A 21,643-nucleotide genomic window follows, 5' to 3' on the forward strand; every position below is an offset into this window, starting at 1 on the left:
CGTGTCGGACCGGTGACGACTTGGCGAATCACCTGTGTGGCAGCCTGCGAAGCGCGCCCGAACGCAGGTAACTTCCGAAGTGACGGGCCGTGCGCATGCGACCCGTCCCGGGAGGCCCTGGTCGTGGCATTGATGAGCGCGAAGGGGTCGGTACCCGGCCCTTGTCGGTGGCCCGTCTAGCTGGGCGAACCACCGAGCCAGGGGCCAGTACCGGCCCATCGAGGAAAGCGGACGCGGTGCCGCGTTCGCCAGGGAGTTGCCGTGACCGCACCGCGTTCGGCCAGGCGTTCCACCGCCGGCCAAGGTTCTTCCCGCAGTTCCTCCCGCGGCGCCTCGCGTCGTACCACCCCCACCCGGCACACCTACGTGCTCGACACCTCCGTGCTGCTCTCCGACCCCTGGGCGATGACCAGGTTCGCCGAGCACAGCGTGGTGCTCCCGCTCGTGGTGATCAGTGAACTGGAGGGAAAGCGACACCACCCCGAACTGGGCTGGTTCGCCCGCACCGCCCTGCGCATGCTGGACGATCTGCGGCTGCGGCACGGCAGGCTCGACACGCCGGTCCCGATCGGGGACAGCGGCGGCACACTGCACGTGGAGCTCAACCACCAGGACCCGGCGGTGCTCCCCGCCGGGTTCCGGACCGACTCGAACGACGCGCGGATCCTGGCGTGCGCGCTGAACATCGCCGCCGAGGACACCGCGAGCGTGATCACCCTCGTCACCAAGGACATCCCACTCCGGGTGAAGGCCGCGGCCGTCGGCCTCAACGCGGACGAGTACCGCGCCCAGGAGGTCATCCCGTCCGGCTGGACCGGCATGACCGATGTTGAGGTGTCCCAGGACGCGGTGGACGCGCTGTACGCCGAGAACGTGGTCGACCTGGTCGACTTCGGCGTGGACGCGGCCGCCGAGATGCCCTGCAACACGGGCCTGCGGCTGCTGGCGGGCACGTCCAGCGCGCTGGGTCGGGTCACTCAGGACAAGCAGGTCCGCCTGGTCCGCGGCGACCGTGAGGTCTTCGGGCTGCACGGCCGGTCAGCGGAGCAACGGATCGCCCTCGACCTGCTGATGGACCCGGATGTCGGGATCGTCTCCCTGGGCGGCCGGGCCGGCACCGGCAAGTCCGCGCTGGCGCTGTGCGCCGGGCTGGAGTCCGTGATGGAACGCGGCCTGCACCGCAAGGTGGTCGTGTTCCGGCCGGTGTACGCGGTCGGCGGCCAGGAACTGGGCTACCTGCCCGGTTCGGAGAGCGAGAAGATGCAGCCCTGGGCGCAGGCCGTGTTCGACACGCTCGGCGCGCTGGTGAGCCCACCGGTGATCGAGGAGGTCCTTGACCGCGGCATGCTGGAAGTGCTGCCGCTGACACACATCCGCGGACGTTCGCTGCACGACTCGTTCGTGATCGTGGACGAGGCCCAGTCCTTGGAACGCAACGTGCTGCTCACCGTGCTGTCCCGGCTCGGCACCGGCTCACGCGTGGTGCTCACGCACGACGTCGCCCAACGCGACAACCTGCGTGTCGGCCGGCACGACGGTGTCGCCGCGGTCATCGAGAAACTGAAAGGGCACCCGCTCTTCGCGCACGTCACGCTGACGCGGTCGGAGCGTTCCCCGATCGCCGCCCTCGTCACCGAGATGCTGGAGGACTACCCCGGCTGACCGTTCGGCCGCCCGGAAGGTCGTTGCGACGCACCTGGCCCGGCCAGCACGGTGTCCCCCCGGCTTGTGTCCAAGGGGGGACACCGCGCCGTCCGGCCGGGCCAGGTCACGTCCCGGTCAGGTCACACCTGTTCGCCCGTTCGGACGGCACTTCCGGTCATTGCGGGCCAGTTGGTTTCTTACGCACGATGTCGCCAAAGGACACGGGGATTGGGGACATCATGCGCAGGACGCTGCTCGGCGTCACCGGGTTGGTCGCGGCTGTTCTGCTGACGGCGTGTGGCAGTTCAGGAACTTCGCCCGGCGCGTCCGGGCCGGCGGCCACCGACACCGGCAGTGCCGACTCCGCCGAGGGACCGACCACATTGGTCCGGTTCGTGGTGGTGCAGACCACCGACGGCAAGCCGGTCGACATCGTCAACCTCGGTGACCCGAAGAAGAAGTACGTGACCGGGTTGAAGCCCGGTGATGTCAGCGACTACGTCAAGGTTCCCGTCGCGATCGCCCAGATGGACTCCGGCGGCAAGCTGCTGGCGGCGTCGTTGCCGGGAGTCGACACGGCCAGCCCGCGCAACACCATGGTGGTCGGCCAGGGCCTGGACGGTCCGCGTGGCGAGTGGTTCCGGGAGAAGAACGGCAGGATCGACACGTATCAGGCCGTCCCACCGGGCAAGGCGGTCCTGGTGAGCAGCGGGTACGGGTTCGGCAAGGGCAGCCCGGCCAAGGGAATCACCCTGGGCACGGGCGGGAAGTGCGTCAACGACGTCGGCCCGTCGAACGGCGGTACCGGCGGCACCGAAGGGTCGGGCGCCATTCCCACGTGGTCCGTCGCGGACCCGGGCTCGCTGGACCTGACCTGGTACAGCGACCCGGAGTGCAAGAAGGCCGTGACCACAGGTCTGAAGGCCAAGGTCGACGCCGACCATTTCGCGTACGTGCTGCCGATGTTGGTCGACGCCACGCATTTCCGGACCGTGTTCGTCCCGGTCAACGCCAACGGCTCAGGTAAGGACGGCGTGGTCGTGGGCGAGGTCGGCCCGGCGTACGCCGCCCCCGACAGCGGCGGCTCCCAATCCTCCACTTCGGACACCAAGTCGAGCAGCCCCGACTCGTCGGAGCAGGACGACACCAGCACCGAGGAAACGCCGTCGAACTAGGACCGAACTCGCCCACGACATCGCGGCGAAATCCACCGCCCCAGCGGCGATCCCGACCACCCTGGCAGACCTCGCTGCCTGGCGGACCCCGCTGCCTGGCGATCCCGATCCAGCTGGCAATCCTGATCCACCTGGCGATCCACGCCCACATCGGCGTTTCCGCCCGCCCGTCGATCCGCATCTCCAGTGATCCCGACCGCTCTGGCGATCCGCACCTCGGTCGATCCCGACCGCTCCGGCGAATCCGCCGCCCAGTCAATCCCACCACCGTGTGAATCCACTGCCTTGGCGAACCCCGCTCCCGTAATCTTGACCGCCCTCCGCCCTCCGCCCTCCGCCCTCCGCCCTCCGCCCTCCGCCCTCCCCAGCGATCCCCATCTGCCCGGCGATCCCGCCCACTCCGGTGATCCGCGACCACGCCATCGCGATGGTCACAGCCCCCAGGTCAGCCACTGTTTTCCCGTTTTTGTCGGTGGTCGGGTGCACTATGTCCCCATGCTGCTCTCAGACGTTGTCACCACCTCGGCCGCGGTCGCCGCGACGCGGTCGAGGCTGGCCAAGGTCCGGGCACTGGCCGGCCTGATCGCCCAGGCCGGCCCGGGTGAGATCGAGCCCGCCGTCGCGTTCCTGTCCGGCGCCCCGCGCCAAGGCCGGACAGGTACCGGGTACCGGACCTTGTGGGACTTGAAGATCTCGCCGGCGGCAGAGCCGTCCCTCACGGTCGAACAGACCGACGGCGTCCTGGAGGAACTGTCCACAACGGGCGGGAAGGGCTCGGCGCAGCGACGGGTGGAGCTGCTGACCGGGCTGTTCGGCGCGGCGACCGCGGCGGAGCAGGAGTTCCTCATCAGGTTGTTGACGGGGGAGTTGCGGCAGGGCGCCCTGGAGGGCGTGATGCTGGACGCGATCGCCGCGGCGGCCGAAGTGCCGGCTGAGCCGGTGCGGCGCGCGTTCATGCTCTCCGGACGCCTGCCCGTCACGGCCGTGGCAGCGCTCTCGGGCGGGGAAGCGGCGTTGGGCGAGTTCCGGTTGGAGGTCGGCCGTCCGGTCCGGCCGATGCTGGCCTCGCCCGCGCCGTCCCTGCCGGAGGCGTTGACCGAACTGGGATCGTGTGCCGTCGAGTACAAAATGGACGGTGCGCGGATCCAGGTGCACAAACAGGGCGACAGTGTGCGGATCTTCACCCGGACGCTGCGTGAGATCACCAAGAGTGTGCCCGAGCTCGTTGAGCTTGTCCGCGGCCTGCCCTGCGGTTCGGTCGTGCTCGACGGTGAGACCCTCGCCCTGACCGACGACGGGAAACCACGGCCGTTCCAGGAGACCATGAGCCGGTTCGGCGCGACCAGCGAGCGGGAACTGTTGCTGCGGCCGTATTTCTTCGACTGTCTGCACCTGGACGGCGTCGACCTGTTGGACACGTCGTTGGGCGAGCGGCACGCCGCGCTGCTGAAAGCCGTGGGGGAGCACGTGATCCCCGGCGCGGTGGCGCCTTCGGCCGACGAGGCTGAGCGAATCCTCGCGGACTCGCTTGAAGCCGGGCACGAAGGCGTGATGGTGAAGGCGCTCGACTCCGTCTACGCGGCCGGGCGGAGAGGCAAAGCGTGGCAGAAGGTGAAACCCGAGCACACGCTCGACTTGGTCGTGCTGGCCGCGGAGTGGGGCCATGGCCGGCGCACCGGGTACCTGTCGAACCTTCATCTCGGCGCCCGCGACCCGGACGGCGGTCCGCCGATCATGGTCGGCAAGACGTTCAAGGGCATGACCGACGAGTTGCTCGCCTGGCAGACCCAGGAGCTGCAGCGGATCGAGTCACACCGGGACAGCTGGGTGGTGTTCGTCCGCCCGGAGTTCGTCGTGGAGATCGAACTCGACGGCGCCCAGGTCAGTCCCAGATACCCAGGGGGCGTCGCGTTGCGTTTCGCCCGGGTCCTGCGTTACCGCCCGGACAAGGACCCGGCCGAAGCCGACACCATCGACGCCGTCCGAGCCCTGCTACCAGGAAAGGGGGCTGCCGACGCGCCGGAAAAACACAACTGAAAAGTGCGCGCGCCGGTTACGGTGCCCCGGTGATGGGCAAGCTGCAGTGCGTGGTCCTGGACTGTCCGGATGTGATGGAACTCGCGCGGTTCTATCAGGTGCTTCTGGGCGGTGAGGTCAACCGGCCGGACCCGAGGTGGTCCACCGGCCGAGGGTGGGCGACGTTACACACCGAGACGGGTGTCCTCTGCTTCCAACGGGCGAAGGACTACCAGGCCCCGCAGTGGCCGGACCCTGCGTATCCGCAGCAGTTCCACCTGGACATCGAGGTTCCGGACCTGGCCGAGGCTCGCGAGCGGGTCGAGGCCATGGGTGGGACGTTGCTGCGGAAGGCCGGGTGGCTGGTCATGGCCGACCCGGCGGGACACCCGTTCTGCTTGCTGCGGTCGTAGGCTGGCAGGCGTGGAGTTCCTGAACGGGGTGAGGCCGGGGTACGACCTGACCTACGACGACGTGTTCCTGGTGCCCAACCGGTCGGCGGTGGCGTCCCGGTTCGACGTGGACCTGTCCACTTCGGACGGCACGGGCGCGACGATCCCGATCGTGGTGGCCAACATGACCGCGGTCGCTGGGCGGCGGATGGCCGAGACGGTCGCGCGTCGTGGCGGACTGGTCGTGCTGCCCCAGGACGTCGATCCGCGCGCGGTGGCCGAGATCGTGTCGTGGGTGAAGTCGCGGCACCCGATCTGGGACACGCCGCTGGTGCTGACCGGCGAGGACTCGGTCGCGGACGCGCTGAACCTGCTGCCGAAGCGGTCGCACGGAGCGGTGGTCGTGGTCGACGGGGACGGTCGTCCGGTCGGCGTGGTCGACGAGTACGCCTGTGCCGGAGTGGACCGGTTCACCCGGATCAGGGACGTGGCCGACCCGGACGTGCCCACGTTTCCGCTGGACACCGCGCCACGCAAGGTGTTCGAGCAGCTCCACGGGCGCACCGCGCGAATCGCCGTCGGCGTGGACGCCGAGGGGCGGCTGGCGGGCGTGCTCACCGAGTTGGGTGCGTTGCGGGCCGAGCTGTACACGCCAGCGGTGGACGCGGCGGGTCAACTGAGCGTCGCGACCGCGATCGGGGTGAACGGCGACGTGGCCGCGCGGGCTCGTGAGCTGCTCGCTGCCGGGGTGGACGCGCTCGTCGTGGACACCGCGCACGGGCATCAGGACAAGATGCTGTCCGCGCTGCAGTCGGTGCGCGCGCTGGAACCTGGTGTGCCGCTGGTGGCTGGCAACGTCGTCACCGCCGAAGGTGTCCGTGACCTGGTCGACGCGGGTGCGGACGTGCTCAAGGTCGGTGTCGGGCCGGGCGCGATGTGCACGACGCGGATGATGACCGGGGTCGGCCGGCCGCAGTTCTCGGCTGTGCTGGAGTGCGCCGAGCAGGCTCGTGCGCTGGGCAAACACGTGTGGGCGGACGGCGGCGTCCGGTATCCCCGCGACGTGGCGCTGGCGCTCGCCGCCGGGGCGGCCAGCGTGATGGTCGGGTCGTGGTTCGCCGGCACTTACGAGTCGCCCGGGGACCTGCGGCACGACGAGTCGGGCCAGCCGTACAAGGAGTCGTTCGGCATGGCGTCGAAACGGGCTGTGTCCGCGCGTACCCGCACGGACAACGCGTTCGACCGCGCCCGGAAGGCCCTGTTCGAGGAGGGGATCTCGACCTCGCGGATGCGCCTCGATCCGATGCGTCCCGGTGTGGAGGACCTGCTCGACGGCATCTGCTCGGGTGTGCGGTCGGCGTGCACCTACGCGGGCGCTGGTTCGCTTGAGGAGTTCCACGCGCGGGCTGTCGTGGGCATCCAGTCAGTTGCCGGCTTCGCTGAGGGCAGGCCGCTCCCCGGCGGTTGGTGAGTCGACGGGCCCACGCAGCAAGTGCCGGCCCAGGGCAACACAGGCGGCGAACGCGACGAGACCGCTGACACCGAGCCAGCCGAGCGCGGTGTACGCGTGGACGCCGAGCCAGGACCCCACGGTCCCGCCCACGAACGAGCACGTCATGTACGCCGTGTTGACCCGGCTGCGGGCGTCTGGTCGTAGGGCGAAGATCCGTGCCTGGTTGGCGACCTGGCCCGACTGGACAGCTGTGTCCAGCAGGAGCAGCCCGAAGGCCAGCACAACGAGGCCGACCACACCGCCGATCACACCGAAGGCCAGGATCCCGGCAGCGGCGACGGCGGCGACGATGCACATGAGGTTCATTGGATCCGAGCCGCGCCGGTCGATCCACCGCCCGGCGATCGGCGTGATGAACACACTCGCCGCGCCCACCAACGCCAGCAGGCCGACCGTGCGCGCGGTCAGGTTGTACGTCGGCCCGCTGATCAGCAGGGACAGGCTTGTCCACGCGGCGCTGAAGCCGCCGAACAACGTCGCCTGGTACAGCCCGGACCGGCGAAGGTCACGTTCGGCCCAGAACAGCTTGACGGACGCGCCGAGCAAGGCCGGATAACTCTGCTTCGACGAGGGCGTGGTCCTGGGCACGACAAACGCCAGCAGGACGGCCAACAGCAGGGCCAAACCGGCCGCGATCATGTACGGCGCGCGCCACCCAAGCCACTCACCGACCGTGCCGCCAAAGGCGCGGGCCAGCAGGATCCCGCCCAGCAGTCCGCCCAGCAGGGTTCCGGTGACCGCACCGCGACGCCGCGGATCCACCAAGCCCACGGTCATCGGGATGATGATCTGCGGCACGATCGTGGTCAGCCCGACCGCGACGCTCGCGACAGTCAGCACAGCCAGCGTCGGTGCGAAGCTCGCGGCCAACAAACCTAGGCCGGTGAGCGTCAGCAGGGTGAGGATCAGTGGCCGGTTCGCCAGCCGGTCGCCCAGCGGGACCAGCAGGAAAACGCCGCCCGCATACCCAAGCTGGGCCGCGGTCGCCACCAACGCGGCGGAGTCCGTCGACACGTGCAAGTCGCTGGCGATGAGCGGGCTGATGGCCTGCGGGAAGTAAATGTTGGCCACTGCGACGCCACAAGCGAGCGCCAGGAGCAGGAGCGGCTGACCACTGGCCGTGGGCCCGGGCAGCCCACGTTCGACTCGGTCGGCAACCGGACGGGTGTGGCGGGCACTCCGGCGCCGACCACGCCCCGCATCGGGCATTGAATCGCGGGCCGGGTGCTGCGGCGTCGTGTCGGACACCACACTGCGGGCCGGATGTTGCGGTGCAGCTCTGGGCGTTCGGCCTTGGACCGGGTGCTGCGGCGTCAGGTCGGGCATCGCATCGCTGGGCGGGTCAGGTGGTGTCGTGCTGGGCGTCATATTGCTGGGTGGGTCAGGTGGTGTCGTGTCGGGCGTCGTATTGCTGGCTGGGCGTTGTGGCGTTGAGTCGGGCATTGCATCGCTGGGTGGGTGTTGTGGTGTCGCCTCACCCGCCGCGCCGCCGGCCGGGTACTGCGCTGTCCCGCGTCGGCGTATCTGCCTGGCACCTCTTCGCATTCCGGGCGTCCGCCTCTCCTTCCGAACGAACTAACTGGTTCGAAAATAGCCTGAGCAGTGCCGCGCGTCAAACGAACTGGTTCGTTACCCTGGTCGGCATGCCGTACGACTCGAACGCCACCAAAGAGCGGATCCTGGCGGCGGCCACCACGGAGTTCGCCGAGTTTGGCGTGGCCGGCGCCCGCATCGACCGGATCGCGGCGAACGCCGAGGCCAACAAGCGAGCCATCTACGACTACTTCGGCGACAAGGACGCTCTGTTCGCGGCCGTCCTGGAACGTCAGATGGTTCAGTGCGCCGAGGTCGTGCCGGTCAACGGTGGCGACATGGCCGACTATGCCCGCCGGCTGATGGACTACCACGCCGCTCACCCTGAGGCGTTGCGGCTCCTGCTGTGGGAGGCTCTGGAGTTCCGGGGCGAGCAGGTTCCGGCCGAGGAGACCCGCCGGGCCAAGTACGGCAAGCGGGTGGCGGCCATCGGCGAAACCGGCGGTATCGACCCGCGGGTGCTCATGTTCTTCACCCTGGGCCTGGTGAACTGGGGCTCAGCCGTGCCGCAGCTCCGCCGGATGATCCTGGGCGACGACCACGCCGCGAACAGCCTCCAGGACGCCGTGGCGGCGGCGGTCCGGGTGTTGCAACACGTCCGGATCACCCCGGGTTGATCGCGGTGGGCAGCGCCATGGGCGAGCGTGAGCCGAGGTCCGCAGGTTCCGGTGCGCAGGCGAGTGTCCGACTTTGGTCGGATACCAGGCGGTACCTGAGACGAATGGTCGTGGTCCTCAGGTCGCGGCATAGTGAGAAGTGTGAGTCAAGCGATCGCCCCCAAGCTGCAGTTGCGCATGCGTCAGCCGGCCAACCAGGTGCATCCGAAGGCCGTGTTCTGGTGGACGTTGCACGGGGTCATCTTCTGGGGTGTGCTGGTGGTCGGTCTCGCGGTGGGCCGGTACTTCGCCGACAGTCCGGTGTGGATGACGTGGGTTCTGGTCGGGCTGGTCGTGGTGGCGTTGGTCGACATTCTCGTTGAGCCGAGGCTGCAGTACCGGCTGCATCGGTGGGAGGTCACCGACCAGGCGGTGTACGTGCAGTCCGGGGTGCTCGTGCGGGAGTGGCGCGTCGCTCCGTTGTCGCGGGTGCAGACTGTGGACAGTGCGCGGGGGCCGCTGCAACAGTCGTTGGGGTTGGCGACCGTGACGGTCACCACTGCGTCGGCGTCCGGTCCGCTGAAGATCAAGGGGCTCGGTCATCAGGAGGCGGCCGAGTTGGTCGATCGGCTGACCGCGATCACCGAGGCCACGCCCGGGGACGCCACATGAGCGAGGTGTACGAGGCCGCGCCGCCGCTCGCGGAGATCACCGAGGACTGGCAGCGGCTGGATCGCCGGACGATCTTCGTGGCGCCGCTGATGCCGATGCTGTCGGTCCTCGGCGCGGTCGCGTTGATCGTCGTGGTGCGTGGCTGGGCGAAGGTGAGTTTCTGGGAACCGGCGATCACCGGGGGTATCGCCGTGGCCCTGTTCATCCACAGCGCATGGCGGTGGAAGACGACGAGATACCGCGTCACTGACACGCATGTCGAGATGCACAGTGGTGTGGTGACGCGCAAACGTCGCTCGGTGACCAGGGACCGGGTGCGCGCGGTCGACATCTCGGCGAACGTCTTCCACCGCGTGTTCGGGATATCTGTGGTCACCGTCGGCACCGGGCGGCACGTCAGTGACGCCGGCGACGAGATCAAGCTCGACTCAGTGTCCACAGTGGAGGTCGAGCACCTCCGTCGGATGCTGATGCGCCGGACCACGAGCGGTCCGCTCGTTCAGGACGGCCGACTGACGAAGTTCACCACCGAATGGCTGCGGTACGCGCCGCTGACGGTCATCGGGTTCGTGGCGGTCCTCGTCGCGGTCGGTGGTCTCACCCAGCTCGGCCGGACTGTCGGCATCAAGCTCTGGGACACCAAGTTCTCCCACACGATCTACGACTGGTACGCACGGGAGCCGTTGCCGCTCACGATCCTGGTCACCGCCGCGATCGTGTTGGTGTTGAGCATGATCCTCTCGGTGGCGGTGTACGCGGTCATCTACTGGGGCTTCGAGCTGACCAGGCGGGACGGCGCCCTGCACGTCCAGTACGGCCTGCTCACCAAGCGTTCGGTGGCCATCGAGGAACGCCGGCTGCGGGGCGTCAAGGTGGACGAGCCGCTGCTGCTGCGCGCGGTCGGGGGCGCCAAAGTGACCGCGGTCGCGACCGGACTGGGCAAGAAGAAGGGCGAGGACGAGAAGTGGGAGGTCGACGCGAACCTCCTGCTGCCGCAAGCTCCGCACGGTGAAGCCAACCGGGTCGTCGCCGAGGTCCTGCGGGTGCGGCCCGCGCCGACCGAAGCGACCCTGGTGAAGCATCCACGGGCGGCCGCGCGACGCCTGATCATGTGGTCCACGCTCATCTTCGCCGTGCCCGCGATCGTCATGGGGGTGTTGTCCGCGGTCGATCTCACCCCGGACTGGATTTGGGAGGTACTGCTGGTCCTGGTGCCGGTCGGCGTCCTCTACGGCATCGGCGAGTACCACGGCCTCGGGCACACGCTGTCCGGTGACTTCCTGGTGTGTCGTGAGGGAGTGACGCCGCGGGTGACCGTCGCCGTGCAGCGGACGGGCATTGTCGGCTGGAAGATCCGGCAGTCTTTTTTCCAGCGGCGACTGAGGCTGATCACGGTCGGCGCGACGGTCGCTGCGGGTAGCGGCGCGTACTACGTGCGTAACGCCAACCAGGACGACGGGCTCTCGGTGGCGGATGTGGCAGTTCCTGACCTGCTGGCGCCCTTCCTGGAGAGATATTAACGTCACAGTGGTTGAACCACCTTCGTTACCTGCTCGTGTCCTTGGCGAGGCTCAGGGTGGATTTCGAGGAGTGGTGTATGCCCCTGTTCAAGAGTGCTGGCCGGCACCGGAAGCAGGCGACGATCGGCTTGGCGGCCGTGCTGGGCGTCGCTGGGATCGCCGCCGCGGCCATCGCGTTCAGCTCCGGTGACAGTCAGGCCGCGGAGGACTGCGGTGGGTTGGACACCGCCCTGCAGAACAACCTGAACTTCATCGCCGGCCAGCAGGCCAATCCGGATGCGCAGTCGGCGGCGCGGATCGCGAACCGGCAGGCTGTGGTGGATCTGATCCAGCAGCGCCGCAAAGCCGCCGGGTGCACCAAGAACGTCACAGCCGACGCCGCGGCGGCTGTGCCGACGACCTCGGGGGAGAACTGCGCCGGCCTGGACCAGGCGCTCAAGAACAACCTGAACTTCATCGCCGGCCAGCAGGCGAAACCGGATGCGCAGTCGGCGGCGCGGATCGCGAACCGGCAGGCTGTGGTGGATCTGATCCAGCAGCGCCGCAAAGCCGCCGGGTGTACGGCGGACGTCAAGGCGGACAACGGGAACGCCACACCACCCGCCGACAACTCCGGCGGTGCGAACACCGACACGAGCGCGGCCAAGCCGCCCACGAACGACGACAACGCGTCCGGCAGCGTGGTGTGTGCCGGTTCCACAGTCACGTTGTCCGGCGAAGGCGGCGCGCCGGCCGCGTCGAGCAACCAGTTCCCGGCTGGCACCAAGCTCAAGGTGACCAACCTGGACAACAACAAGTCCACCACCGTCCAGGTCACGTCCGTCTCCGGAAGCTGTGCGCTGCTGAACAACGCGGCCTTCGAACAGGTCCGTGAGCCGGGCAAGTTCCTGATCCGGCACGTGCGCATCGAGCGCGTCGGCTGAGATCCCCTTTCCCCGTCTCACGAGTGGGCCATGCTCGTGAGACGGGGATCGTGGCTGTCTAGTGTCCGGCGGCGACCACTAGATTTCCCGCACCGCCTCGCGGAATTCCGCGACCGCGGTGCGGAGACGGTCGGGGGTGAGTGTCGCGTAGCCGACTACGAGGCCGGGGAAGAGGCCGTTCGTCGCGTAGCCGGCCAGAGCCGGGGCGTTCACCCCACGGGCGGCGAGCGCCTGCGAGAGCAGGCGGTCGTCGATCCCGTCCGGGAGCCGGATCACCAGGTGCAGTCCGGCGGCGATGCCGATCGGGCGCCAGTCGGGCAGATCCTCCGCCAACGCCGCCAACAGCGCGTCCCGCCGACGTCGGTACAGCGCCCGGGTCCGGCGCAGGTGGCGGTCGTAGCCGCCGGACCGCAACAGCCAGGCCAGGGTCGCCTGCGGTATGGTCGCCGTTCCCATGTCGGAGAACCGTTTCCGGGCAACGAGGGTGGCCCGGAAACGGTCCGGCACGACCGCCCAGCCCAGGCGCAGCGCGGGTGACAGCACCTTGCTGACACTGCCCTGATAGACCACACGGGACGGCGCAAGTGCTTGCATGGCACCGAGTGCGGGCCGGTCGTAGCGGTGCTCGGCGTCGTAGTCGTCCTCGATGATCACCCCGTCCACGTCACGAGCCCACGCCAGCAACGCGTGTCGCCGGTCCGGATGTAGGACCACACCCAGCGGAAACTGGTGCGCCGAGGTCGTCAGCACGGCTCGACAGTCCGTCTTGGCCAGGTCCGACACGCGCAGGCCGCGATCGTCCACAGAGATGGAGACGGGCTTGAGTCCGTGTGCTTCAACGAGTTCACGTTCGCCGGGCAGGCAGGGATCCTCGATCGCGATCGTGCGGTGCCCAGTCATCCGGAGTTGCTCGAACATCAGCCGGAGCACCTCGGCCGCGCCGTTCGTGATCACGATCTGGTCGGCGGTCGCGGCGACCGCGCGTACTCGCCCGAGATAGCTGGCCAGTTCCGTGCGCAGGCCGGCGAACCCGGCTGGGTCGGGATAGTCGAGCGCCTCGTCCGGCAGCTCCGCCAACGCGGCCCGGGTCGCCGAGACCCATTCGGCGCGCGGAAACGCCGACAGCGCGGGCACACCGGTTCGCAGGTCGATCCGCCACGACTGCCGGCCGCTTGGTGGCGCGGGCGTGGCGTCGCCGGAGCCGACGGGCGCGACCGTCGTGCCTGAGCCGTGCCGTGCGAGCAGGTAGCCCTCAGCCACGAGCTGGGCGTACGCGGACGTGACCGTGCCACGGGCGACCTCTAGTTGGCCGGCGAGGTCGCGGCTCGACGGCAGTCGAGTGCCGGGCACCAGCCGGCCGTCCCGGATGGCGTCCCGCAGTGCCGACTCGACCGCCCGGCCACGGCGTGGTCCGGTCGGCAACAGGAGCTCTCGCAAAGTGGTCCAGTTATCGACCATGGAAGTGGAGCTTACTGCTGGACCACATATCCGGCACTCTTGATCACGTGACCAAGGCGATCTGGCTGGCGGCTGTGGCTTCGTTGCTGGTGGGCGGCTCGGTGCCGCTCACCGGGATGCTCGACGGATACCCGGTGCTGACCGGCCAGGCGATCCGCTACGCGATCGGCGCGATCGCGCTGCTCGCGTGGCAGAGGGGCAGGTTCTCGCGACCGGGACCGCGGGACCTGCCCGCTCTTACTGAGCGGACCTGGCTACCGCGACCGGCGCTGCGGGACCTGCCTGGGTTGATAGGCATGGTCGGCGCGGGCATGCTCGGCTTCAACGCCCTGATCCTCCTGGCCCAGCGGTACGCCACGCCCGGCTTCGTCGCCGCCGTCCTTGGCGGCAGCCCGCTGGTTCTCGCGATCCTTGTACCCGCGCTGCGAGGCAAACGGCCGAATCCGCGCGCGCTCGCGGGAGCCGTGCTGGTGGTGGCCGGGGTCGCGGTGTTGACCGGCGGCGGCTCGTGGCACGGGCCAGGGCTGCTGCTCGCCTTGCTCGTGCTGGCATGCGAAGTGACCTTCACGTTGGCCGGCGCCGGTGTCGTACGGCGGATCGGCGCAGTCGCCGCGTCCACTTGGGCGTGTGTCGGTGCGGCCGTAGGCGGTTTCGCGGTCACGATCTGGAAAAGTGACTGGGCGATGCCAACTTCTCGGCAGTGGGCGGTGTTATTCGTGTTGGGCACCTTGGTCACGGCAGTGGCGTTCGTGTTCTGGTACACGGGCGTCCGGGTGCTCGGCGCTGACCGGGTCGGTGTCCTGATCGGGCTGATGCCGCTGTCCGGACTGGGGGTCGCGGTGATCGTCGGCGCACAGCCGCTGACGATCACCGCGCTCACCGGCGCGCTTGTCGTGGCCGTCGGCTGCGTTATCGGTCTGGGCGGAACGCGTAGTAGATCGCGGCCATATCCTCGTCGCCGTGTCCGAGATCCCGGGCCCGCCGCGTCACGTTCAGAATCGCTGTGATGACCGACGCGTCCACACCGGAGTCCTTGATCGCCTGCGCGATCAGGTCAGTGTCCTTTTCCAAACCGTCCAGGGCGAAGGTCGGCGCGAAGTCGCGGGCGATCATCGCGGCGCCCTTGCCCTGAGCGATCAGCGAGTCGGACGCCTGGCCGCGGATGGTGTCCAGGAACAGTCGCGGATCCACGCCGACGGCCTCGGCGAACGCGACCGTCTGCGCCACGCCGGCGAGCACACACTGCATCCACCCGTTGATGACGAGCTTGAGCTTGCTGGCCGCGCCCGGCTCGTCGGCGATCCACATCAGCCGCGAGCTGACGGCCTCGAACACCGGCGTCACCTTGTCCTTCAGCTCGGCCGGTCCGGACGCCATCACGACCAGGGTCCCGTCCTCGGCGGGCTTCTTGGTGCCCAGAACGGGCGCGTCGACGAACCGGTCGCTGAGCGCGGCCAGCCTGGCTGTGCCGGCGATGCCGACCGTACTCATCTGTGCCCACACGGTTTCCGGACCGAGCGTCACGTTCTTGATGACGGACTCGACGGAGTCCGCGTCGTGCAGCATCGTGATCACGACATCGGCGCCGTCGACCGCTTCGGCCGCGGTGTCGGTGACCGTGACCCCGTGTTCCGCCAACGGTTCCGCGCGCGCCTTCGACCGGTTCCACGCCTTGATCGGGATTCCGGCCCTGGCGATGTTCTTCGCCATGCCTGTTCCCATGATCCCGGTGCCGAGCAGGGCAACCCTCACTTCGTACCTCCACGTGCCATCCGCAGGACGTCAAGGGCTTCGTCGAGCTGTTCGAGAGTGATCCTGCCGGATTCGACGTGTCCGCGTTCGATCACCACGTCCCGGATGGTCTTGCGTTCCTTCAACGACTGCTTGGCGATCGACGCAGCTTCCTCGTAGCCGATGTACTTGTTCAGCGGCGTCACGATCGATGGCGACGACTCCGCGTACTCACGTGCGCGCGCCACATCGGCCTCCGTACCCGCAAGGACCTTGTCGGCGAGCAGGCGCGCGACGGCCGCGATGAGCCGCGCGGATTCGAGCACGTTGCGGGCGATCACCGGGAGCATCACGTTGAGCTGGAAGTTGCCCTGGCTGCCGGCGAACGCGACCGCGGCGTCGTTCCCCACTACTTGGGCGACCACCATCATGGTGGCCTCGGAGATCACCGGGTTCACCTTGCCTGGCATGATCGACGACCCCGGCTGCAGATCCGGCAGGTGCAGTTCGGCCAGGCCGGCGCGCGGCCCGGAGCCGAGCCACCGCAGGTCGTTGGCGATCTTGAACAGCGACACCGCGACCGTCCGCAACTGACCGGAGGTCTCGACCACACTGTCCTGCGTCGCCTGCGCCTCGAAGTGGTTGCGTGCCTCGGTCAACGGCAGACCCGTCACGGCCGCCAACTCCGCGGACACCTGAGTACCGAACCCTGCTGGCGCGTTGAGACCACTGCCCACGGCCGTCCCGCCGATGGGCAACTCCGCCAGGCGGGGGAGGGACGACTGGAGCCGTTCGACGCCAAAGCGGACCTGCGCCGCCCACGCGCCGGCTTCCTGGCCGAGGGTGATCGGGACCGCGTCCATCAGGTGGGTCCGGCCGGACTTCACCACGCCCGCCCAGTCCGTGGCGCGCCTCTCCAGGGTCGCGGCCAAATGGTCCAGTGCCGGGATGACGTCCCGGACAACTGCTTCGGTCGCCGCGATGTGGATCGTGGTGGGGAACGTGTCGTTGGACGACTGGGACGCGTTGACGTGGTCGTTCGGGTGCACGTCCCGGCCGAGTGACCGGGTGGCGAGCGTGGCGACCACCTCGTTGGCGTTCATGTTCGACGACGTGCCGGACCCGGTCTGGAACACGTCGATCGGGAAATGCGCGTCATGCCTGCCGTCCGCGACCTCCTCCGCGGCCCGCGCGATCGCGTCGGCGACGTCGCCCGGGAGCACGCCGAGCCGCTCGTTCACCCGCGCGGCGGCCGCCTTGAGCAGGCCCAGCGCCCTGATCTGGGCACGTTCGAGGCCGCGGCCGGAGATGGGGAAGTTCTCGACCGCACGCTGCGTCTGCGCGCGCCACAAAGCGTCCACCGGCACCCGGACCTCACCCATGGTGTCGTGCTCGACGCGATAGTCACTTTCAGCCATGACCCGAGTGTTCACCCTAGGCTGGGTTCTCCGCTCGTCGTAGGCTCGTGATCGTTCCCACCACCACGGGGGTGTTGTCTTGACGGACGTTGATTTGCTCATCGTCGGGGCCGGACCAACCGGCCTGTTCGCCGCCTACTACGCGGGTTTCCGGGACCTCTCCACGGCGGTCGTGGACTCCCTGCCGGAACCCGGCGGCCAGGTGACCGCGATGTACCCGGAGAAGATGATCTTCGACGTGGCCGGCTTCCCGGCCATCCGCGGCCGTGACCTGGTAGCGGCCCTGGTCGAACAGGCCGCCCAGTGGAAACCCACATACCTGCTGGGCCGCAAGGCAAGCACCCTGTCACCCAACGGCGACGGCTTCACCGTCAGCCTGGGCGACGGCACCGAGGTCCACGCCGGCGCGATCCTGATCACCGCCGGAATCGGCGAGTTCACGCCCCGCCCGCTGCCCGCCGGCGACGGCTGGCTGGGCCGCGGAATGGTCCACTTCGTCCCCGAGCTGGACATCTACCGGGACAAACACGTGGTAGTGGTCGGCGGCGGCGACTCAGCCTTCGACTGGGCCCTCGCCCTGCACCCGATCGCGGCCTCGGTGAAACTGGTCCACCGACGCGCGAAATTCCGCGCCCACCCACCAACGGTCCGCGCGGTGGAGGAACTCGGAGTGCCGATCATCACGGACGCCGAGGTCACCGCCCTGCGCGGCGAGCCAACCGTGCAGGAATGCGACATCCGAGTGAAAGGCTCCGACCCGGTCACCCACCAAGCGGACGTGGTGGTGGCCGCCCTCGGCTTCACCGCCGACCTGGGCCCACTGGAGACGTGGGGTTTCAAGCTCAGCCACCGCGCGATCGAAGTCGACAGCACGGGAAAGACCGCTGTGGACCGGGTTTACGCGGCCGGCGACGTGGCGCAGTACCCGGGAAAGGTCAAGCTGATCGCCACGGGCTTCGGCGAAGCGGCCACAGCGGTGAACAACATCGCCGTCGCGCTGAACCCGGAAGCGCATTTGTTCCCCGGTCACTCCAGCAACGACGGATAGTCACTCGCGAACAACGAAATCGACCTGGTTGTCCAACCAAGCGACAACCAGGTCCCGACGCTTGGCCGGCATAGCGTCAATGACCGCCGAAAGCCATTGTGGCAGGGCTGTGTAGGCGGCTCGCCGCCACGCAAGCGCCGCCTCGGCCTGGTCGTAGTTGCGGGAGTCGCCATGCGAGGGTTGGAGGAATTTCTCCACGCCTGTTGCTTCGATATCGATGAGCATCAAACAGAGCAAAGCCCAGCCGCAGTCGCTGTTCAGCGTGTCCAACCGCAGGTCTGCGCTCTGCACTCCTCCTATACGCACATGTACGAATGGCAGCACCCAGGGCGGATGTCCGAGTGTGTCCATGAAATGGCCCAGCCATTTGACTTCCTCCCACGTGGCTGAGTAGTCGTCGGCTTCTGGCCCGGACTGGAGAAGTCGTCTCGCCATGAACGGGCCCCAGCTTCCCCATCCGTCCCGCGTGTATGTGGAGATGGAGGCGGCGAACAGAATGCTCAGCGGATACTGGTCCGCGTACGGGCTCTCGCGCACAAGTTGCTGGATGGATATCAGGCCTTGCCGCCATGCCATAAACCAAATCGAACTGTCCCGTCGGTCATGTATTTCGGTCCTGACAGCTTTGAACAGTGCCTGTTGATGTGTGTGCCACCGGGCCATGTCCTCTGGAGTCGGCGCGATCAATGCCTCGTCGCTGTGCGAATTGTACAGGTGGACGACGATTTCTGTCGCGACGTCCCGGCTGATGCGATCGTTGGACATCACAGCGGTCGCGAGCGCGGTCAGGATCTCGTTCTCGACCGGCTCTCGCAGTTCAGGAACAATGGCGATTCGCTCAGGGCGCAACAGGTTTCCGGCAGCGACGAACTGAAGGGTGGTCGCTACAAAAGCCTGGCCGATCTCGGCTGCCAACGGTACCGGAATATGGGCGAATCCCAAGCATCGAATCGCGAACCTGGTGATGTTGTGCCGTGACACCACACTGCTGAACCGTCTATTGTCGAGTATCGTTCTCAGGATTCTTGCGGCCCCGTCGCGCCAGTGTTTGTTCGATATCTGCACGGCGAGTTCGGCGACGATCTGCCATTCGGCCGCGGCCACATGGGGAAGTATCGCCTTGGCGACCTTCTCCGGCCCGTTGTGCTGACGGGTCAGCTCGTAAGCCGCGAAATACTCCATGAACGTGCGGTGCGTGAACGCGAACAGCGCCTCGCCGTCCGCCGTCGTGCCCACGTCCGTGAGCACCCAACCGCGACCGCGACAGAAGTCGATAAACTGCTGGGCCGCCTGCTCGGCTTCCGGGCGTGTGCTGAAAGCGGGTTCCAGGTACGTGGTGGCTTCCCGGACGAGTTCGCTCTCCCGGACCCCTTGGGCGGCTTCCGGATCTGTGAACATCCAGTAGGCCAGCTGTTTGATCGCGCCGTCGACGTGGGCGCTCGCCTTCAGGCCCACGTAGATCTGACGGCTGCTGTCCCACTTCTCGAACAGGAGTTTGGCGCAGTGCTCGTACATCTCCGGCCGGTTGCGGGGTATCCACATGTGCCCGCGATAGATGATGCACATCAGGGCGAGCATCAGCGGATTCCTGCGTAACTCCGGAACCGCCGCACTTTCCTGGATGAACGACGCGGCGAGCTCGTGAGCGGCGTCATCGTCGGCTTTGCCCACCTGGGTGAACCAGTTGGTCACGTAGGTCCGGACATTGTCGTCGGAGAACTCGGCGAGTTCGTAGACCTCGAACACCGTGGGGTCGAGGGCGGCTTCCTCGTAGCCGACCCGACGGGATGTCACCAGCACTTTGGCCAAGGGATACCTGGTGCAGAACAGTTCGATCCGTTCGGTCATCTCCCGGCGCTTGGACGTGTCGATCAGTTCGTCCAAGCCGTCGAAAACGACCAGGGCCCGTCCGGACAACAACAGGCCTTCGACCGCGTCCGGCGGCGCGGGGCTCTGGTAGTAGGACCGCAGCCAGGACTCGATCTGCTCCAGAATGGAACGCCGCTGGGTGGCCGAGTTCCGGACGACCACGACAAAGGGGACCAGGTCGTTTCGGGTGCCAGCGAAGAGCCAGGCCAGCATGTTGGTCGCGGTCGACTTTCCGCCGCCCGGATCGCCCAGGAGAACAGTTCGGTCGATGACGTTCCGCAGGCCGCCCACATCAAGGACCGCGTTGACGTTGCCGTCAACCCTTGGCCTGATCCGTGGCGAGACGAACAGGGAATCGATGGGGACACTGCGCTTGCGTTCGAAGTCGGGTGGCTCGATCCGCCCGTGCGCGGTTCTGGCCTGGTTGCGGTAGGTGGCCTCCCAGTCGAGCGCCGCGCCGGCCTCCGCGAGGGTTTTCGGCAGCAGCAGGTGCGAGTTGTGCCGCCTGATGCTGTTCGAGGCCGCGTTGATCAGTGTGACGGCGGCGCCTTCGCGCAGTTCCCTGAGTCCCTTGCCGTCGTCGATCTTTCCGGCAAGATCCGCGACGACCCGATCCAGTTCGTCGAAGAGACCGTGGGCGAAGGCCGCTATCCGGTCCGGGTCGGACTGGGGGAACGCCAGGCGGAACGCGATCTCCATGTTCTGCCGGACGCAGGTGACCACGAGCTCGGGCATGCCCATGATTCGGGCCGCGACCAGTTCGTGCAGCAGCCCTTGGAAGGTCGGGCCACCGATGGCGGCTTTGACCTGCTTCAGCGAGATACCGGTCGACAGTTCGGGCAACACGGCCGTCAACCGTAATTGTCCACTGAAGTCGTGTGCGGTCAGTTGCTTGATGACGTCCGAGGCCGCTTTCTCGCGTCTGGCAGCGGGCGACAGGCGGTTCGTCCATAACCGTTTGGTCAGTTGCGCGAGCGCGGTGGTGAGCGACTTCTCCAGTGCTTTTGCTGCTGCGGTCTCCAGAGCGGCCAAGATCCAGCCTTTGCTGCGCGGTCGACAAGAGCAGCGGACAGCTTACGGTACGTTGACAGGTATGGCTGATCTTCACGATTTGTTGCGTGACAACCGGCACGGCACCGTGGTGACCATCAAGCGGGATGGCCGGCCGCAGCTGTCCCCGGTGTCGTTCGCCTATGACGGCGGGGTGATCCGGGTGTCGTCCACGGATGACCGCGCGAAGGTCAAGAACCTGCGCCGCGACCCTCGCGTGAGCTTCTACGTGACCGGCCCCGGCTATGACGGGTATGTCGTCGCCGAGGGCACGGCCACGTTGTCCGAGGTCGCCGCCGATCCGAACGACGCGACTGTGGACGAACTCGTCGAGGTGTACCGGGCCATCGTCGGTGAGCACCCGAACTGGGACGAGTACCGGGCCGCCATGGTCTCGGACAAGCGCTTGGTTCTTCGCGTGTCCGTCGACCGCGTGTACGGCTGGCAGCGCTAGGCGACCACCTGGACGACCGCCTTGACCGGCAACGAGTCGAAGAAGGCCTTGGCCGCCTCAGGTGACAGGTGCACGCAGCCGTGCGACTGCTCGGTCAGCGAGCCCTGGTGGAACGCCACGCCGCCGGCCGCGAAGAACACCGAGTTGGGCATGTCGTCGCCGTAGATGCTGCTTCGGTGGACCGCGTCCTTCCACGCCACCTGGAACGTGCCGACCGGGGTCTCCTGGCCTGGTCGGCCGTGGGTGGTGGGCACCGGGCCGTACTCCACCGTGCCGTCCCTCATCAGCCAGGCGAGATCTTGGGACAGGCTCACGCATGCGCGGACGGTGGCTGCGCACGGAGGCGTCATCACCCGCTGGGGCTCAGGTGATGGTGCCGGAGACGACGAAGACGGCGTGACAGGCGTCTCACTCGTGACCGTGGGAGCCGGCGGCGCGACGACCGGTGCGGCCGTCGCTGTGCAGCCGGCCAGCAGCGAAACCGCCACCGCACACAGCAGAACCTGGCGCATGAAAGAACCTTCCCCTTGTCGCGTCAGCCTTACTCACGCGACAAGGGGAAGGTCGGTTG

At 67.9% G+C, this 21,643-nt stretch carries 18 protein-coding genes; 12 read left to right on the plus strand and 6 right to left on the minus strand.

Going from position 1 to position 21,643, the window contains the following annotated elements:
• Positions 1-405 precede the first annotated feature (405 nt).
• From EV192_RS24885 to EV192_RS24905, 5 genes are all read left to right on the plus strand, one after another.
• A complete protein-coding gene (locus EV192_RS24885; protein WP_243727076.1) occupies positions 406-1,662 on the plus strand; it encodes an RNA 5'-3' helicase PhoH2 in 1,257 nt (418 codons plus the stop codon).
• Between the two features lie 221 nt (positions 1,663-1,883).
• Entirely contained in the window at positions 1,884-2,819 is a 936-nt protein-coding gene (locus tag EV192_RS24890; RefSeq protein ID WP_132119315.1) for a substrate-binding domain-containing protein, read from the plus strand.
• A 495-nt stretch (positions 2,820-3,314) separates the two neighbouring features.
• Positions 3,315-4,856: an ATP-dependent DNA ligase gene (locus EV192_RS24895; protein WP_132119317.1), complete on the plus strand. Its 1,542-nt coding sequence runs from the start codon at positions 3,315-3,317 to the stop codon at positions 4,854-4,856.
• Positions 4,857-4,888: 32 nt separating this feature from the next.
• The gene (locus EV192_RS24900; RefSeq protein WP_424923381.1) at positions 4,889-5,248 is read left to right on the plus strand and encodes a VOC family protein; all 360 of its coding nucleotides are present in this window, start codon (positions 4,889-4,891) and stop codon (positions 5,246-5,248) included.
• A gap of 10 nt (positions 5,249-5,258) precedes the next feature.
• Positions 5,259-6,698, plus strand: coding sequence for a GuaB1 family IMP dehydrogenase-related protein (locus EV192_RS24905; RefSeq protein WP_132119321.1), 1,440 nt, complete (start codon positions 5,259-5,261; stop codon positions 6,696-6,698).
• Here EV192_RS24905 and EV192_RS24910 read toward each other — a convergent pair.
• Complete coding sequence (locus tag EV192_RS24910; protein ID WP_279494153.1) at positions 6,651-7,874, minus strand: MFS transporter; 1,224 nt, start codon at positions 7,872-7,874, stop codon at positions 6,651-6,653. The two genes, EV192_RS24905 and EV192_RS24910, sit on opposite strands and share 48 nt — an antisense overlap.
• 509 nt (positions 7,875-8,383) lie before the next feature.
• Here EV192_RS24910 and EV192_RS24915 point away from each other — a divergent pair.
• From EV192_RS24915 to EV192_RS54885, 4 genes are all read left to right on the plus strand, one after another.
• Positions 8,384-8,950: a TetR/AcrR family transcriptional regulator gene (locus EV192_RS24915; protein ID WP_132119325.1), complete on the plus strand. Its 567-nt coding sequence runs from the start codon at positions 8,384-8,386 to the stop codon at positions 8,948-8,950.
• A 141-nt stretch (positions 8,951-9,091) separates the two neighbouring features.
• Positions 9,092-9,601 carry a PH domain-containing protein gene (locus tag EV192_RS24920; protein ID WP_243727049.1) on the plus strand — a complete coding sequence of 170 codons (510 nt, stop codon included), beginning with the start codon at positions 9,092-9,094 and terminating at the stop codon, positions 9,599-9,601.
• Positions 9,598-11,121, plus strand: coding sequence for a PH domain-containing protein (locus EV192_RS24925; RefSeq protein ID WP_132119327.1), 1,524 nt, complete (start codon positions 9,598-9,600; stop codon positions 11,119-11,121). The genes EV192_RS24920 and EV192_RS24925 overlap by 4 nt, the downstream gene beginning before the upstream one ends.
• A gap of 314 nt (positions 11,122-11,435) precedes the next feature.
• Positions 11,436-12,044: an RlpA-like double-psi beta-barrel domain-containing protein gene (locus tag EV192_RS54885; RefSeq protein WP_424923382.1), complete on the plus strand. Its 609-nt coding sequence runs from the start codon at positions 11,436-11,438 to the stop codon at positions 12,042-12,044.
• A 78-nt stretch (positions 12,045-12,122) separates the two neighbouring features.
• On the opposite strand, the gene pdxR is transcribed toward EV192_RS54885, so the two are convergent.
• Positions 12,123-13,502, minus strand: coding sequence for a MocR-like pyridoxine biosynthesis transcription factor PdxR (gene pdxR, locus EV192_RS24935; protein ID WP_132119329.1), 1,380 nt, complete (start codon positions 13,500-13,502; stop codon positions 12,123-12,125).
• Positions 13,503-13,549: 47 nt separating this feature from the next.
• Here pdxR and EV192_RS24940 point away from each other — a divergent pair, with 47 nt between their 5' ends.
• Positions 13,550-14,509, plus strand: a complete 960-nt coding sequence (locus EV192_RS24940) for a DMT family transporter (protein ID WP_243727050.1) — start codon at positions 13,550-13,552, stop codon at positions 14,507-14,509.
• Here the strand turns inward: EV192_RS24940 and EV192_RS24945 are convergent.
• Complete coding sequence (locus EV192_RS24945) at positions 14,412-15,254, minus strand: NAD(P)-dependent oxidoreductase (RefSeq protein ID WP_132119331.1); 843 nt, start codon at positions 15,252-15,254, stop codon at positions 14,412-14,414. The two genes, EV192_RS24940 and EV192_RS24945, sit on opposite strands and share 98 nt — an antisense overlap.
• Positions 15,251-16,651, minus strand: a complete 1,401-nt coding sequence (locus EV192_RS24950; RefSeq protein ID WP_132119333.1) for a class II fumarate hydratase — start codon at positions 16,649-16,651, stop codon at positions 15,251-15,253. Before EV192_RS24950 ends, EV192_RS24945 begins: the two co-directional genes overlap by 4 nt.
• A 79-nt stretch (positions 16,652-16,730) precedes the next feature.
• Here EV192_RS24950 and EV192_RS24955 point away from each other — a divergent pair, with 79 nt between their 5' ends.
• Positions 16,731-17,699 (plus strand): NAD(P)/FAD-dependent oxidoreductase, encoded by a 969-nt coding sequence (locus tag EV192_RS24955; RefSeq protein ID WP_132119335.1) that lies wholly within the window; start codon positions 16,731-16,733, stop codon positions 17,697-17,699.
• On the opposite strand, the gene EV192_RS24960 is transcribed toward EV192_RS24955, so the two are convergent.
• Positions 17,700-20,600 (minus strand): NACHT domain-containing protein, encoded by a 2,901-nt coding sequence (locus EV192_RS24960; RefSeq protein WP_132119337.1) that lies wholly within the window; start codon positions 20,598-20,600, stop codon positions 17,700-17,702.
• Positions 20,601-20,661: 61 nt separating this feature from the next.
• On the opposite strand from EV192_RS24960, the gene EV192_RS24965 reads away from it, so the two are divergent.
• On the plus strand, positions 20,662-21,072 hold the full coding sequence (locus EV192_RS24965; protein WP_132119339.1) for a PPOX class F420-dependent oxidoreductase: 411 nt from the start codon (positions 20,662-20,664) through the stop codon (positions 21,070-21,072).
• Here EV192_RS24965 and EV192_RS24970 read toward each other — a convergent pair.
• Positions 21,069-21,584, minus strand: coding sequence for a L,D-transpeptidase (locus EV192_RS24970; protein ID WP_132119341.1), 516 nt, complete (start codon positions 21,582-21,584; stop codon positions 21,069-21,071). The genes EV192_RS24965 and EV192_RS24970 overlap by 4 nt on opposite strands.
• Between the last annotated feature and the right edge of the window lie 59 nt (positions 21,585-21,643).

The organism is Actinocrispum wychmicini (assembly GCF_004345645.1).
Taxonomy (GTDB): Bacteria; Actinomycetota; Actinomycetes; order Mycobacteriales; family Pseudonocardiaceae; genus Kibdelosporangium; species Kibdelosporangium wychmicini.

Bases quoted from the DNA above. Each gene is read 5' to 3' on its own strand.
- pdxR (WP_132119329.1), bottom strand. From the start codon at position 13,502: ATGGTCGATAACTGGACCACTTTGCGAGAGCTCCTGTTGCCGACCGGA.
- EV192_RS24915 (WP_132119325.1), top strand. From the start codon at position 8,384: ATGCCGTACGACTCGAACGCCACCAAAGAGCGGATCCTGGCGGCGGCC.
- EV192_RS24895 (WP_132119317.1), top strand. From the start codon at position 3,315: ATGCTGCTCTCAGACGTTGTCACCACCTCGGCCGCGGTCGCCGCGACG.
- EV192_RS24970 (WP_132119341.1), bottom strand. From the start codon at position 21,584: ATGCGCCAGGTTCTGCTGTGTGCGGTGGCGGTTTCGCTGCTGGCCGGC.
- EV192_RS24965 (WP_132119339.1), top strand. From the start codon at position 20,662: ATGGCTGATCTTCACGATTTGTTGCGTGACAACCGGCACGGCACCGTG.
- EV192_RS24950 (WP_132119333.1), bottom strand. From the start codon at position 16,651: ATGGCTGAAAGTGACTATCGCGTCGAGCACGACACCATGGGTGAGGTC.
- EV192_RS24900 (WP_424923381.1), top strand. From the start codon at position 4,889: ATGGGCAAGCTGCAGTGCGTGGTCCTGGACTGTCCGGATGTGATGGAA.
- EV192_RS24925 (WP_132119327.1), top strand. From the start codon at position 9,598: ATGAGCGAGGTGTACGAGGCCGCGCCGCCGCTCGCGGAGATCACCGAG.
- EV192_RS24885 (WP_243727076.1), top strand. From the start codon at position 406: ATGACCAGGTTCGCCGAGCACAGCGTGGTGCTCCCGCTCGTGGTGATC.
- EV192_RS24890 (WP_132119315.1), top strand. From the start codon at position 1,884: ATGCGCAGGACGCTGCTCGGCGTCACCGGGTTGGTCGCGGCTGTTCTG.